Raw genomic sequence first — 15172 nt, 5'->3', positions numbered from 1 at the left:
AATTAAAAGTTGATGTACAGGTTAACGAAATAAGTCCTTCCGTAACCGTAGAAATATTTAGGTCCAAAAGAAGGTGTACCGCTTGATACATCCTGGTTCAGCTGCTGGAAGTTTGCATTACGTGCCTGTTCGAAACCGCCTGTTTTATAAGTTACGTCAAATACGTTGTTTACGTTTGCAAAGATACCCACAGTATTTTGTCCTATCCTCCATGACTTACCTCCCGAAAGGTTGATCAGTGTAAAGCTATCGAATTTCTCCTGTTTTAGCAATTGCCTTGCCCTTGCAGTTGTAGCATCATCAAAAGTTGTGCCCGGCGCTGCTGGATTGTCAAAGAAGTTAGAAGTCCTTAACAACGCAGAAATGTCCATATAATTGTTTGCAAGGTAGTTAGCGTTAGCGCCTACCCACCAGAATTTAGGGTCGCGGTATTCAGCACCTATAGAGAAAGCCTGTTGTGGCGTGCCCGGAAGCTTGTAGTTTTTAAGGTAGGCAGGGCCAAAATCTACAGTAGTGTTCGGGTTGAGAGAAACCTCAGTACCGTCGCCGTTTGTGCTAAGTGCAGCAAGGGCATCATTATTGATGCTTACGTGAGGATTGTTAGTGTAGGTATACTGGCCTATAGAGGCAGATCCCATAACTTTGATGGTAGATGTAACCTGGTACTCTATACCAAGCTCACCACCCATCATCCTCTTGTCAATACCTGTTACGGTTTCTGCTACGAATGCATTTGAATCGGCAGAATCTGACCCGTCAAAGATACCTTCTCCAAAGAAGAATGATGTTTCGGTAGAATTTTGTATTGTTGTATAGAAACCTGTAAGCCTTGCTTTAAGCTTTGGTGTCCTGATAACGTAGCTTGCGTCAACACTTGACAGGGTTTCGCTGCCCAATCCGTCAACAATATTGTTATTTAGCCTTGCATTAGGGAAAGTGTTCCTTAACGTAGGGGCTTTAGTCATGCGCACACCGTTGAATACAAGCATGTTCCTTCCGTCAATCTTGTAAGTCAGGCCGCCTTTAAAGCCGTAGTTCTCAAAATTAGCCTTCGCGCTTTTTCCATAAGAGTTGTTGGCATAAAGGCCATTCCTGTAAAGCCCTTCCCTTTGGTACTGGGAACGTGAGAATTCCTGTCCAAGGTAGAAATCTATCTTCTTGTAAGAGAATTTAAACTGTGTAAATGCATTGATTGTATTAGCAAACAAGTTGTAGTTGTAGCCATAGGTATCGCCCACGCCCACAGTCCTGTTCGGGTGGTTAAGATCCGATTGTGAGAAATCACCAGTATAGAAATTGTCAAAATCCTCAAAGAATTTACCGCCCAAAAGGTCCAGAAGGTTCTGGAAGTTATGCGATTTTACATGTTTGTACGTAGCACCCGCGTTAAGCGTAATGTTGTCCGATAACTGTGAATGAAGTATTGAATTGGCAGTCAGCGTATTGTCATCTGTCCTGTCTTCATATAGTACATAAGCGCTACGGCCGTTAGCAGTATTTTTGTTAGCAGTATAAAGCGCATTCCAGTCGATCTGCCTGTTGTTCAGGAAATTTGCATTGGCAGCATTGGTAACATAAGGTTCCTGGTCGCCTACATAGTTGCCTGCATCATCATACGTAGAAGTAAAGAAGCTTGGCAGGTTCCTGTAGTATGTTGGGTCAGGATTTGGTGCATTCTGGTAATCCAGCCTGCTGTTTCCTATTTTACCAAACTGGTAAGCTACGTTAGTGTTCAGGTTGTTTTTTTCGTTTATTTCCCAAAAGTGGCTTAGCATAAGGATCGGCTCTTCAACATCCTTGTCGCGGGAGTTCCTTTTTTTACCATCCTGCCAACCCCAGTACGAGTTGTATTTTTCACCGGCGATATCATTCACTTCTTTTGTGTTCGGAGAGTTTTTACCCCTGCTGTTCTGCGCATAGATACCGGTAAAGTTGATGCTGTGGGCATCGTTTATTTTCTTTTCGATACTCATGAATAATGAGTTTGCGCTGTAATCGGTACCTTCAAAGTTACCTTCCACAGCCCACCTTCTTGAGCCCGAAACCACATAGGCCCAGCCGTTAGCGTTCATGCCGGAAGCATAAGTGGCCATAGCCCTCCAGTTGTAGTTGGTGTTTGTTCCTGAGAATGATATCCTTGCGCCCGGCCTGAAAATAGAGGCCCTGGTGTTTATTTCCTGTGTACCTAAGATACTTCCGAAAGTATAATCTGATGGTGCAGAGCCCATAGTAAATTCCTGGTTACGGGTAGCATCGTTAAGGCCGCCCCAGTTGCTCCATTGTGGCCTTCCGTCATAAAGCTTGTTCATAATAACACCATTTATCATGGTTGTACCGTATTCATTATCAAGTCCCCTTATCCTGAAACGTGCCTGCCCCCAGTTGAAAGCGGCCGCCTGCTGGTAAGTATCCCTTGATGCCTGTAACAGGCCTGCGGTATTTTCCGATCCGCTGTTATCATCACCAAGGTCATTATCGGTAATGGTAATTAAGCTCAGCTGCTGCTCAGAGGTAATGTCCTCATCAAGCGATACAACGCCAAGGTCAAGCGGCTGTCCTGCAACGATTTCAAGGCTGAATGTTTGCGAAACATACCCCGCGCTGCTTACCACGATAACTTCACTACCTGCGGGAGCGTTTTCAAAAATAAAGACACCTTCTGCATTAGTTAGGGCCGTCTGGGTTGTGCTTTGCAGTGTGGCAACCACATTTTCCAGAGGCTTCTGCGATTTAGAATCGACTACTTTACCTTGTACTGTCGCTGTATCCTGCGCCCAGGCACAGAAAACCTGCATTACAAATAAAAGACTGATTACTAGTTTTTTCATAAATAAATTTAGATTAGTTCTCTTTTTTGCTAAGTTAAAAATTTCTTAACGGGCGCAAATGTACATCATTTAGAAATATTATTTACTTTTGGCATCGCAATTGTTATAAAAGTTGACATAAAATTAATATTTGTTACATATGATAAAAAGATTTGTTTGGTTGGTGCTGGGAATGTTGGCCGTATTCAACGCGTCTGCGCAGGATAAAAAATTTAAAGTGCACACCATTGCATTTTATAATATTGAGAACCTGTTTGATACGATAAACGACCCTACCATTAATGATGAAGAGTGGCTGAGGGATGGAAGGCAAAAGTGGACCACCAAAAAATACAAGAAGAAACTGGCTAACCTTTCCAGGGTCCTTGCCGAAATAGGCACGGGAGAAAACCCGGAATCGCCTACTATAATAGGTATTGCAGAGATAGAGAACCGTGGCGTGCTTGAAGACCTGCTGAAACAGCCGGCTCTTGTAAATAAGGACTACGGCATCATCCATTTCGATTCGCCCGATAAAAGGGGTATTGATGTTGGGCTTTTTTACAACAAAAAACATTTTAAGCCGACAAGCTATATCAATATACCGCTTATTATAAGGAACGGTTACATTGCCGAAGTGGAGCAGAATGATGCTACCAAAGAAAGCGGTGATGGAAAGGTAACTGCCGAATATACCGGAAGGATCTTTACCCGCGACCAGTTACTCGTAACAGGTTTGCTTGATGGCGAAGAGGTGAGCTTCATTGTGAACCACTGGCCATCGCGCTCGGGAGGCGAAAAGAAGAGCAGCCCGAACCGTGAGGCCGCTGCCGCACTTAACAGAAAGATAATCGATTCTCTGTACAAGATCAACCCGAATGCCAAAGTGATCACGATGGGCGACCTTAACGACGGTCCATACAACAACAGCGTTAAAAAAGTTTTAGGAGCCAAAGGAAAAAAAGACGAAGTAAAGCAGGGCGGATTGTTCAACCCGATGGAAGAGATGGCTCATAAAGGTATCGGAACTATCGGTTACCGTGACGCCTGGGACCTTTTCGACCAGATGATCATGACAGAGCCGCTTATCCGCAAAGACTACACTTCCTTCCGTTTCTGGAAAGCAGGGGTATATAATAAGACCTACCTCACGCAGTCTTCCGGCCAGTACAAAGGCTACCCGCTGCGAAACTCGAACGGGGAACCCGGTTTCAGTGACCACTTCCCGGTGTACGTCTACCTGATACAGGAAGTAAAATAATACAAAACAGGCCAGCGAATAGCTGGCTTTTTTGTTGCCGGAATTCATTTACTTCGCTAATTGTTCTGATTGTGTGGGCAACTATACAGAAGACTGACACGTACTGTCGGCACGTCTCGCTCCCCTCTCCTTGGGAGAGGGGTAGGGGGAGAGGACTGTTCAGCCTGAGTGAAGCTGCTTTCCTCTCCTTAGGAGAGGGCCTGCTGCCGGTAGGCAGGGCTGGGGGTGAGGTGGCAAATAGTAGGGATTTTTGTCCTCCATGATTTTTATCATTCTTTTAAATCATTATCTCCGTACCTTAGTACCACTAAAACTTTACGCTATGTCTTTGCTAAAACCCTTCAACCTTAATAAATGGATAGATGATAACCGCCACCTCCTCAAGCCGCCGGTAGGCAACAAGAATATCTATCCGCTATCGGATGACTATATTGTCATGGTCGTAGCAGGGCCAAATGCCCGCAAGGACTATCATTATAATGAAACCGAGGAATTATTCTACCAGCTCGAAGGCAGTATTAAGGTAATCGTACAGCACGAAGGAGAGCGCAAGGAAATGGAACTGAATGCCGGCGATATGTACCTGCATCCCGGAAAGGTGCCGCACTCCCCCGTACGCAGCGAAGGCTCTATCGGACTGGTTATCGAACGTGTCCGCGCAGGCAGGGGCTTTACCGATGGCCTTTTATGGTTCTGTGAAAACTGCAACCATAAGCTATATGAAGTATATTTTGAGCTTAAGGATATCGAAAAAGATTTCCTGCCGCACTTTAACCACTTTTATAATTCTGAAGAATTGCGTACCTGCGATAAATGCGGGTATGTGATGGAAGCCGACCCGCGATATACGGTTTAGTTCGGGGCTTAGGGTTCGGGGTTGCCATTCGCAACGATGTACGGGCGTAGCACTGCTATGTCTCACGCATCATGATGCTTATTCTAAACTTCTTATTCCACATAAACACATTACAATTACAGTTTTAATTCCTAACTTTGCACCGCAAAAAAATTCATTTATGGACGATTCGCATCCCGATAGTAAAGAACATTTAATCACCGGATAAGGAATTGCCGCGCAGTTCTTTATCCAAAAGAACTGCATTCTAATGATCACATTCTACAAAAACGGCAACGGGCTTGAAGTTGCTGAAAATGCCTCAAAAAGCATTTGGATAAACGCTATAGAGCCTACACTTTCTGAAACCGCCTACCTGCTTGAAGAACTCCAGATACCGCAGGCTTTCTATAACGATATTGAAGATATGGACGAGCGCCCCCGCATCGAAACTGAGGACGGTTGGACGCTTATAATTCTTCGTATTCCCTATCACACCAACGACGAAAAGCTGCCGTACAGCACCGCACCGCTCGGCCTTGTGTTCGGCCATGGGAAATTTATCTCGCTCTGCTTTGTGAAAAACCACATGGTCACCGATTTTATTACTTATACGCAGCGCAAGCAGGTGACAATTACTAATGATTTTGACCTGGTACTAAAGCTGCTTCTTTCCGCGAGTGTATGGTACCAAAAATACCTGAAGCAGATCAACCACCGTATCAAGGTGGCAGAGAACAGCCTTGAGCAATCCATTCGTAATGAAGACCTCCAGGCGCTCCTGCAATTAGAAAAGTGCCTTGTATATTTCATTACTTCATTAAAGGGAAACGATACCCTTTTTTACAGGATAAGGAATTTGCGAAACTACAACAGCACTTTCGACCCGGATTTGCTTGAAGATGTTGATATTGAACTCAAGCAGGCGCAGGATAGTGCCAATATCTACAGCAATATCCTTTCAGGGATGATGGATGCCTATGCTTCGGTAATATCCAATAACCTGAATATCATTATGAAGAAACTGACATCGATATCCATAATCCTGATGATTCCTACCTTCATTGCCAGTATGTACGGAATGAACGTTCCTAATGCATTGGAAAATAATCCTTATGGCCTGTGGATAATCCTGTTTATTTCGCTTATAATATCCGGAATCAGCGTTTTCATGTTCAAGAGGAAAAAGCTGTTTTAAAAATTAAGTTCCGGGTTTCGGGTCGCGGGTTCGGGGTTGCCGCCAAATACGGCGTAGAGGCGTAGCACTGCTACGTCTCACATAGTAACCCCATTCTGTGAAGCAGAAAAACCTTTTGTGCATCTTCTCGTCGCTACGCGCATCTTTGCGGTATAGCCCACACACCATTGCATAATAATTACAATACATTCACTTAATGCTGTACAATTTATCAAAAACACAAAAAAACCATATCTTTGTGCAAAATAACATTAAACTACAAAAAAGTTACAATGGCAACACTTACAGACCAGTTTGGTATTCAGGAAGCACTGGCTTCACTGGGAATAAAAGAAATAAATGAAGGAACATCAACCGGGAGCAACAGCTTTGCAAACGGTAAAATAATAGAATCCTATTCACCGGTAGACGGCACGCTTATCGCGAAAGTAAAAGCATCTACTGCCGACGATTACCAGGCTGCTATGGCCAAAGCCGAAGAGGCATTCAAAACATGGAGGCTGGTACCTGCGCCTAAGCGTGGGGAGATCGTTCGCCAGATGGGCGATGAGCTTCGCAAGCACAAAGACGCTCTTGGGCAGCTTGTTTCTTACGAAATGGGCAAGAGCCTTCAGGAAGGCCTTGGCGAGGTTCAGGAAATGATCGATATCTGCGACTTTGCAGTGGGTCTTTCACGCCAGCTTTACGGACTTACCATGCACAGCGAAAGGCCAATGCACCGTATGTATGAGCAATGGCACCCTTTTGGTGTAGTAGGCATCATCTCGGCATTCAATTTCCCGGTAGCGGTATGGAGCTGGAACTCGATGCTTGCATGGGTTTGCGGCGACGTTTGTATCTGGAAGCCAAGCTCGAAGACTCCTCTTTGTGCCGTAGCCTGTCAGAACATCATCAAGACTGTATTAGAAAGAAACAACGTGCCGGAAGGCGTTAGCTGCCTTGTGGTAGGTAACGAGTCGGGCGACCTTATAAACAACGACAAGCGTATTCCATTGGTATCATTCACAGGCTCTACAAGGATAGGCCGCCACGTGTCGAAAACGGTGGCTGAGCGTTTTGGTAACACCATCCTTGAGTTAGGCGGTAACAATGCGATCATCGTATCAGAGCATGCCGATATCTCTATGGTATTGGTAGGTGCGGTATTCGGCGCTGTAGGTACAGCCGGACAAAGGTGTACTACTACACGCAGGTTGATCATCCACGAAAGTGTGTACGACAAAACAGTTGAAGTACTGAAAAATGCTTACGGCCAGCTGAAAATAGGCAACCCATTGGACAGCAACAACCACGTAGGCCCGCTTATCGACAAAGGGTCGGTGCAGGACTACCTGAATGCTATCGAGAAAGCAAAACAGGAAGGTGGCAAGATTATCGTGGAAGGCGGCGTAATGGAAGGCGAAGGCTACGAAAGCGGCTGCTACGTGAAGCCGTGCATTATCGAGGCTGAAAACCACTTCAACATCGTTCAGGAAGAAACATTCGCACCGATACTGTACATCATGAAATACAGCACCATCGAGCAGGCTATCGAACTGCAGAATGGCGTGCCGCAAGGGCTATCTTCATCGATATTCACCAACAACATGCGCGAGATGGAATTGTTCCTTTCTCAGGCAGGGTCAGACTGTGGTATTGCCAACGTGAACATCGGTACTTCGGGTGCTGAGATCGGCGGTGCATTTGGTGGTGAAAAAGAAACAGGCGGTGGCCGCGAGAGTGGCTCCGATGCATGGAAAGCTTACATGAGGAGGCAGACCAACACCATCAACTATGGTACGCAATTGCCATTGGCACAAGGCATCCGTTTCGATTTGTAATATAACAATTGATCTTATATAGAAAGTCCCGTCTTAGCTTTAAGGCGGGACTTTTTATTTCCGTTCTTCCATTTCGACGATATGAGAATTCTCTTCTTTACTATATTTATTATATGAGATTTCTCTCTCCGCTGCGCTGCGTTCGAAATGGAACATCATTTCCAATTAAAATTTTCGTTATTCCATTTCGACCGCAGGGAGAAATCTCTTCATCGCAAATCGTAAATTACCACGGCGTATCACCATAATCACTAAAGAATTTACCCGTTGGCCCATCCTCTCCAATGGTAGCATACTTCACAATAGGAGCCGCAGCCTCTTCTACTGTTTTGTAACCGGTGTGGTTATTGAAATCAGTTGCTGTATAGCCGGGATTCACGCTGTTTACTTTAAAGGTGGTGTCCCTAAGCTCATAAGCAAGTATAACAGTATACATATTAAGCGCAGCTTTAGAAGAATTGTAGGCAACAGGCTTAACCTCATAATGCCGTGATCCGGGATCGGTATTAAAGCCCAGCGAACCAAGGTCGCTTGACACATTTACGATACGCGGGGCATCCGATTGTTTTAATAAGGGCAGGAATGCCTGGGTCACTTCTATCAATCCGAAAAAGTTCGTATCGAATACGGTGCGAAGGTTTTCCTGCGAAACGCTGCCCGCCTCTTGTGGATAAGTCCCCGGGATGCCTGCATTATTGATAAGAACATCGAGGTGTGGAACCTTTGAAGAAAGTAAGTCCGCTGCACGGCTGATGGATACCGCATCGGTTACTTCCAGTGCAATTGCCTCAACATCCTCAAATCCTGCTGCTTTTAGTTCGTTTACGGCTTTTTCACCGCGCCCGGCATCCCTGCTTCCGATGAATACTTTATATCCTTGCTGAAGCAATTGCTTTGCCGTCTCAAAACCGATGCTTTTATTAGCCCCGGTGATTAATGCTGTTTTTTTCATTTTATGTTGTTTTTTAATTACACCACAAAATTGCAACAGCCCAAAGGATTAAATTTTGCCATTTGGCAAAAAGCATTCGTTTACCATAAATTGTTATTCCATAGGAGTGGGCCCGCCTGAGTGAAGCTGCCCCCTCTCCCCTGGAGAGGGGGGTGGGGGGTGAGGCCTAAATATTCTTCCGTATCCTGCTCAAAGATGACTGCGTGATCCCTAAATAGGAAGCCAGCGACGATAACGATATCCTGTTCGCCAGTCCGGGCCAGCGCTTCAGGAATGCTTCGTAGCGTTCGGTAGCATCCTGGGTAAGCATGACCGAACTGGCACTCGCTTTAAAAGAAAGGGCTTGTGTGGCAATTTTGGTGAATATCTCATTCCAGGCGATGATCGTTCCGGCAAGGTGCTGAAAATCCTCCTTCTCAAAAACGATCAGGCTGCAATCGGTCACAGCTTCCGTGTAGACTGACGAAGGTATCTCATTATAAAAACTGTCAAGATCAACAATAAAAGATCCCTCAACCATAAAATAACGGGTAAAATCCTCGCCGCCTTTTCCGTAATAGCACAGCCTGATAGCCCCGTTGGTTAAAAACCCCACCTGCTTCGCGATCTTGCCTGCCTCATGAAAATAATCGCCTTTTTTTACATGCAGCTCCGATGCATGCTGTTTAATCAGCTCGATTTGCTGCGGGTTCAGACTGCCGAATTGCAGTAGCTTGTTTATAAGTTCTTCCATGCCATAAAGGTAAGCATAGATCATGTTTTGCTTTTTGCCATTTGGCAAAATTTATCCTGCCACGCAACCCTAAGATATTTCCTGCATCTGATAAGAGATCAAAAAACAAATCAGTAGTGTTTATTTCCCCCTGAAAGAAGGACGTCGAAAGATGTCCTCCTTTCTGTTTTCTCACATACCGATTATTTGAAGCCAAACTTCCTGCATCTTTTACGCCATTTTCCTGTCGTCCGCTATATCCCTCCTGCGTCGGGGATGCCGCCCTGCCTTTGCCGGCAGGCAGGTTCCGCCAGGGCTATTACCAAACTACAGGCACTTTTTAAACGTTCCATTACAGGCCAGATAACGTTCTGTCGGCACATCTCGCTCCCCTCTCCTTGGGAGAGGGGTCGGGGGAGAGGACTTTTGAGAACTGTGACTGAAAACTGAACCTTAGATTTATTCTAAATTCAAATTACCTTCAAAATTTTGTTTGTAAGGAAATTAGCCTACATTTGCATCCGATTAATAACAACAAAAATTAAAATTCAGCACCATGCGTTTTACACAATCTAAATATGAGCTTAACAATGTAGGAAGTATCCCTGCATTATGGCCCGGGTTGTGCGTGCCGAATTCTTAGAAGTAAAATCTAATTATACAATATAGCAACCCGGATCTCCAAAGGCTCCGGGTTTTTTTATGCTTATGAAATACAGTTCGCATAACATACAGGACAATTCGCTGATGGCAGCCACTTATGGCCGTCACGCAGGACCGCATATTCCCTTGTGAAAGGAGGAATACTGCCTATTCGTAGGTAAAGCCCGGTCCGATAATGGTACCGGGCTTTTTTTTATACCTAAACAGGTATTGGGTATGAGTGAAGCTCTTCCCCTCCCTTGGAGGGGTGCCCGAAGGGCGGGGTGGTTGTATTAGGAATTAAGAGTATGTATTCGGCACAGCAAAGCAAGATAACATTTAAAACAACAAATGACCAAAACGTAACCAGGCAACGGTGTTGCCGCAACATCAAAGGCAATGGAAACACAAAGCACAGCAATACGAATAGCCACCAGGCCCGGTTTTCCGGACATGGTAGAAAGGCTGTATACCGAAAAGCATGAGCTGCAATATGGCGAGACCACGCTCGAAGGTGTCATCAGGCGCCAGTTTGCCCTTATGGATCTTATGGGAGAGAACCACAAGCCAAAGAAGGCTGCTTTCCGCATGCTATTGCTGCTAATTCATACCAAGAAATGCTACGGTGTGCTGCGTAACCCGGCTTTCATCAATGTGTTGGTGAACATTGCATATTTTGAAGACAAAATGGTGCGGCCTGTAAATGAATGGGTTAAAGATGCCCTTACTGCCGAAGGCCAGCTCGCATCGTTGATTAGGCATTGTTTTGCAAAGTACGAGGTGCCAGAGTTCATGGAGTACGCCTTCGCCGAAAGCAGCAGGATACCCATGTACTACTATATAAAGCTTGGCCGCGGCGATAGTGTTCAGGCGTTGAATATCATCCCCAAGGGCTTTACGGCAAGGATGGCCCACGAGTTCCGCAACACGCCAAGACAGTTCACCCTGGTGCAGGCCATACGGCGGGCACAGGCATTGGGCTGTGGCGCTACAATAGCAAGGGCCGAAGCTGTGGCGTGGGCGCATGAATTCGAAAGATTCCGGGATGCGGCGTTTACGCTTGTTGTGATACGGTTCGTTGCCAGAGTGGAGGAGCCTGTCGCTTTCGACCAGTTGCAGCGTGTACTACTATACCTTGACGCTATGTATGAGGTTGATAATGCTTACAGCCTTAAAGGCCGTACATGGGCATCGGTTGCAAAAAGGGCAGCAGAATACCATGCGGAGATGGCCAAAAGGCTGGCAGCGGCGCAGTTTAGCGACTGGGAACTATGCAGTGTTAAGAACTACGAAGTGCAAAAAGAGGACGCGATCTTTAGGATAGTGCAATTGGGCACCTCACAGGAATTGTATGAAGAAGGCGCCGAACAGTCACACTGCGTGGCCGATTATGCCTATGATTGCACCATTGGAACCTGCGCGATCTTCTCTTTGAGGAGGTTCATACCCGGTGATAAAGGCTATATCACTCTTGCAACCATCGAAGTGGCAGTTGAAACGATGGAGATTGTTCAGGCGAAAGCGAAGTTCAACGAAATACCTTCTGATGAAGCGAGGGCAATAATGGCAGAGTGGGCAGCAACAGAGAAATTGACCGATGGCACTTTTTACGAAGAGGAATATGTCCCGCCGCCACCTGCCGCCGTGCATTACCAGGGAGGCGAGCCGGTACAGCAGCCCGTAGACTACTACAGGGCATACAGGCCTACAAACGAACTAAGCGCAACAGAGGTTGTACGGATCGTATTGATCATTATCAAGATCCTTTGGATCTTATCAAAACTACGGTAAGGCAGCATGAATGCTGCTTTACCTGATTCAAAAATTTAAAATTATGGCAAAATTAAGATTAAGAGGCAAAGACCTCATCGATATAGGATATCCGCAAAACAAATCCATCAGCATAGCAATGGAGATCATGCTGCGCCACTACAAAAGGGAAACAAAGCCCAGGGCGCTCGCGATACTGAAGGAAGTGCTGGATGATCCTGCAAAATTTAAAGGCAACGGCATCTTTGGTAAAATTTCCGAAGCGCTGCTCGAGGCCAAAAAAACCGAATCACGGCAGCTGAACAACACCCGCGCATCGTTCACCATTTTTGGTGAGAACGAGATCGGGGCAAGTGCCAAAGAGCAATTGTTCACTGCGCTGAAACTGCCGGTTTCTAAAGCAGGTGCACTGATGCCCGACGGCCACTCAGGTTACGGCCTGCCCATTGGCGGGGTGCTGGCGACAGAAAATGCGGTGATACCCTATGGAGTAGGTGTAGATATCGGGTGCCGGATGTGCCTGAGCATATTCGACATCAACCCGTCGTTCATCGAAGGGCATAAGGACAAATATGTGGGCATACTCGAAACGCACACCAAGTTCGGCACTAATGAAGTACACAAAAGCCGTGGGGACCATGAGATCTTTGAACGTGATGCCTTCAGGGAAATACCATTGCTGAAAAAGCTTAAGAACAAAGCCTACCAACAGTTAGGCAGTTCCGGCGGCGGCAATCACTTCGTGGAGTTTGGCATCGTAGAAGTGCTGGGAGATGATAATGAATTTAAAGTGCCGCCGGGTAAGTATGTAGGTGTATTATCGCACAGCGGGTCGCGCGGGCTTGGTGCCAATGTGGCCAAAGAGTACACCTACCTCGCCACGAAGCAAACGCCGCTGCCAAAAATGGCGCAGCACCTTGCCTGGCTCGATCTCGACTCGCACGATGGACAGGAATACTGGATCGCGATGAACCTTGCCGGTGATTATGCCTCTGCATGCCACCACGACATCCACAGACGGATAGCGAAGGCGTTGGGCGAAAGGCCGCTGGCTATGGTAGAGAACCATCACAACTTTGCGTGGAAGGAGATCGTGAACGGGCAGGAACTCATCGTGCACCGCAAAGGCGCTACCCCGGCACAAAAGAACGTGCTGGGCATTATCCCGGGATCGATGACCGCACCGGGTTACATTGTAAAGGGAAAAGGCAACCCGTTATCACTAAATTCGGCTTCACATGGAGCAGGAAGGCAAATGTCGCGCACCGATGCCAAACGATCCGTCACACAAAGCGAGCTCAAAAAAGTGTTAAAGGATCACGGCGTGACACTTCTTGGCGCAGGCCTGGATGAAGCGCCTATGGCCTACAAGGACATTAAGAAGGTAATGGCACACCAAACGGAACTCGTGGATGTTGTGGGCACTTTCCTGCCAAAGATCGTGAGGATGGACAGGGGGTGATTGTCCTCGCTTCCCCTCCTTTGGAGGGGTGCCCGAAGGGAGGGGTGGTTAAATTATGTATAAACCACCCCCGGCTCCGCCACCCCTCCAGAGGAGGGGAAGAGCTTCACTCATGCTGGAGAAATGAATTAAAATAATCAAACCTACAGGGTTGGAAAAAACCTTGCAGGTTATAAAAAACAATAACAATGGGAATTAACACCTACGAAGTGATGTACATCCAGGCAAGGGACAATTACCCTTACAATGTGGAAGAATGCATCGAGAAGCTGCAATACGTCATCGCTGCCGACAGCGAGCATACCGGCGCGCAGTTCCTTATGGGCAAAATATACGAAGAGCAGCTGGAGGATTATAAGCAGGCGGAATTCTATTACAGGATGACGCTGTACCTCGATAACGAGTACCTTCCTGCTTACTATCAGTATGCTTCTATGCTCATCAACAGGAACAGGATCGACGAAGCCCTAAAGATCATCGACCTTGGTAAAAAAGTGCCGGGAGCCGATAGGGCGAGGCTTGCGTACCTGTCCGGTGTATTGTATGAGAAGTACGAAATGTACAGCACTGCCATCGACTATTACACCGATGCAAAGAGATCGGCCATGAATACTTATTTCATGGAAGCGATGGACGGCCACATCAAAAGGGTAAAGGACAAGAAAAACCTGGAAAAAAAGTCCAAAAAGAAGGAAGCCAAAAGCAAAAAAGAAAAGAATGCTTCATAAGTAAGAGGCTGTCCGCAAGGGCAGCCTTTTATTTTATCCACAAGCTGTCAGTAAAATAATGCCTGCAATCCATAAAGTTATGGGCTACAGCAAAACCTGCAGATTGTGCAAGGGCGCTAATACCGGCTAAAGTATATTTTTTGGAAAGCTCTGTCCATACCAGCTCGTCCTTCTCAAAATAAAAAGTAGTGTTGAGTAAAGCGCTGTGCACATGCTGTTTTTTCAGGCTCACAAGATAACTGTTCACTTCCCCGCTTTGCGGATTGTAGTCACAGTAAAAATCAAACTGGTCCAGGTTGATATCGGCATCAAGCTCCCTGTTTATCCGCGTTAGTAGGTTCATATTGAATGCACGTGTCACGCCATGCGGATCGTCATACGCTTTCTGTATAATCCTCGGGTTTTTTTGAAGGTCCATTCCCATCAGCAGCATATCGCCTGTCTTCATTTGCGCGTGAAATCTTTCCAGTAGCGCTATAGCATCGGCATCTTTATAATTGCCAATGTTGCCACCCAAAAACAGGAACAGTGCGGGTTTTTCGCTGTCAATACCGGTTAGCGCCTCAAAATAGTCACCTGTTTGCGGCTGCATGTCTATTCCCGGCAAAGCCTGGTTGATATTGGCTTCGAGCGCATCGATGGCTTCCTGTGAAATATCTATAGGGATATACGTAAATGGCGCACCCTGTTCTGTAAAGGCTTTGAGCAAATGTTTTGTTTTCATACCATCGCCGGAACCGAATTCAATGATATTGAAAGGGACCGTAAAAGGCAGTTTGTTTACGATCGCAGGAGATTGCTGTAGCAGTATCTCAAATTCGCACCCGGTAGGGTAGTATTCAGGCATTGCCATTATCTCCATGAAAATGCGGCTTCCCCTGTCATCATAAAAATACTTTGACGGCAGGGATTTCGGGTTTTCGGTAAGCCCTTTTGTTACATCTTCGGCAAATGGATCTACTAATGTTTTGGTTTTCATAATAAT

Annotated in this window: 11 protein-coding genes; 7 read left to right on the top strand and 4 right to left on the bottom strand. The window is 46.2% G+C overall.

Annotated features, from left to right (window positions below):
* Positions 1-2 precede the first annotated feature (2 nt).
* Positions 3-2828, bottom strand: a complete 2826-nt coding sequence (locus HYN59_RS04160; RefSeq protein ID WP_181369506.1) for a TonB-dependent receptor — start codon at positions 2826-2828, stop codon at positions 3-5.
* A 139-nt stretch (positions 2829-2967) separates the two neighbouring features.
* Between HYN59_RS04160 and HYN59_RS04155 the strand changes: the two genes are divergently transcribed.
* The 4 genes from HYN59_RS04155 to amaB all read left to right on the top strand — a co-directional run bounded on the left by HYN59_RS04155 (position 2968) and on the right by amaB (position 7921).
* Complete coding sequence (locus tag HYN59_RS04155) at positions 2968-4068, top strand: endonuclease/exonuclease/phosphatase family protein (protein WP_108777064.1); 1101 nt, start codon at positions 2968-2970, stop codon at positions 4066-4068.
* Positions 4069-4390: 322 nt separating this feature from the next.
* A complete protein-coding gene (locus HYN59_RS04150; protein ID WP_108777063.1) occupies positions 4391-4924 on the top strand; it encodes a 3-hydroxyanthranilate 3,4-dioxygenase in 534 nt (177 codons plus the stop codon).
* A gap of 250 nt (positions 4925-5174) precedes the next feature.
* Complete coding sequence (locus HYN59_RS04145; RefSeq protein WP_108777062.1) at positions 5175-6101, top strand: magnesium transporter CorA family protein; 927 nt, start codon at positions 5175-5177, stop codon at positions 6099-6101.
* 272 nt (positions 6102-6373) lie between these two features.
* Positions 6374-7921, top strand: a complete 1548-nt coding sequence (gene amaB / locus HYN59_RS04140) for an L-piperidine-6-carboxylate dehydrogenase (RefSeq protein ID WP_108777061.1) — start codon at positions 6374-6376, stop codon at positions 7919-7921.
* A gap of 226 nt (positions 7922-8147) precedes the next feature.
* On the opposite strand, the gene HYN59_RS04135 is transcribed toward amaB, so the two are convergent.
* On the bottom strand, positions 8148-8873 hold the full coding sequence (locus HYN59_RS04135) for an SDR family oxidoreductase (RefSeq protein ID WP_108777060.1): 726 nt from the start codon (positions 8871-8873) through the stop codon (positions 8148-8150).
* Between the two features lie 166 nt (positions 8874-9039).
* On the bottom strand, positions 9040-9630 hold the full coding sequence (locus HYN59_RS04130) for a Crp/Fnr family transcriptional regulator (RefSeq protein ID WP_245895659.1): 591 nt from the start codon (positions 9628-9630) through the stop codon (positions 9040-9042).
* A gap of 996 nt (positions 9631-10626) precedes the next feature.
* On the opposite strand from HYN59_RS04130, the gene HYN59_RS04125 reads away from it, so the two are divergent.
* The 3 genes from HYN59_RS04125 (at position 10627) to HYN59_RS04115 (ending at position 14187) form a co-directional block, all read left to right on the top strand.
* Entirely contained in the window at positions 10627-12018 is a 1392-nt protein-coding gene (locus HYN59_RS04125) for a PcfJ domain-containing protein (RefSeq protein WP_108777059.1), read from the top strand.
* A 43-nt stretch (positions 12019-12061) separates the two neighbouring features.
* Positions 12062-13459: an RtcB family protein gene (locus HYN59_RS04120; RefSeq protein WP_108779636.1), complete on the top strand. Its 1398-nt coding sequence runs from the start codon at positions 12062-12064 to the stop codon at positions 13457-13459.
* A gap of 188 nt (positions 13460-13647) precedes the next feature.
* Positions 13648-14187: a hypothetical protein gene (locus HYN59_RS04115; protein ID WP_108777058.1), complete on the top strand. Its 540-nt coding sequence runs from the start codon at positions 13648-13650 to the stop codon at positions 14185-14187.
* Between the two features lie 28 nt (positions 14188-14215).
* Here HYN59_RS04115 and egtD read toward each other — a convergent pair whose 3' ends face one another.
* Positions 14216-15166: an L-histidine N(alpha)-methyltransferase gene (gene egtD / locus HYN59_RS04110; protein ID WP_108777057.1), complete on the bottom strand. Its 951-nt coding sequence runs from the start codon at positions 15164-15166 to the stop codon at positions 14216-14218.
* Between the last annotated feature and the right edge of the window lie 6 nt (positions 15167-15172).

The sequence above is a fragment of the Flavobacterium album genome (assembly GCF_003096035.1).
GTDB lineage: Bacteria > Bacteroidota > Bacteroidia > Flavobacteriales > Flavobacteriaceae > Flavobacterium > Flavobacterium album.
The sequence above is the reverse complement of the archived record's forward strand: the minus strand, read 5'-3'. Positions and strand labels throughout refer to the sequence as shown.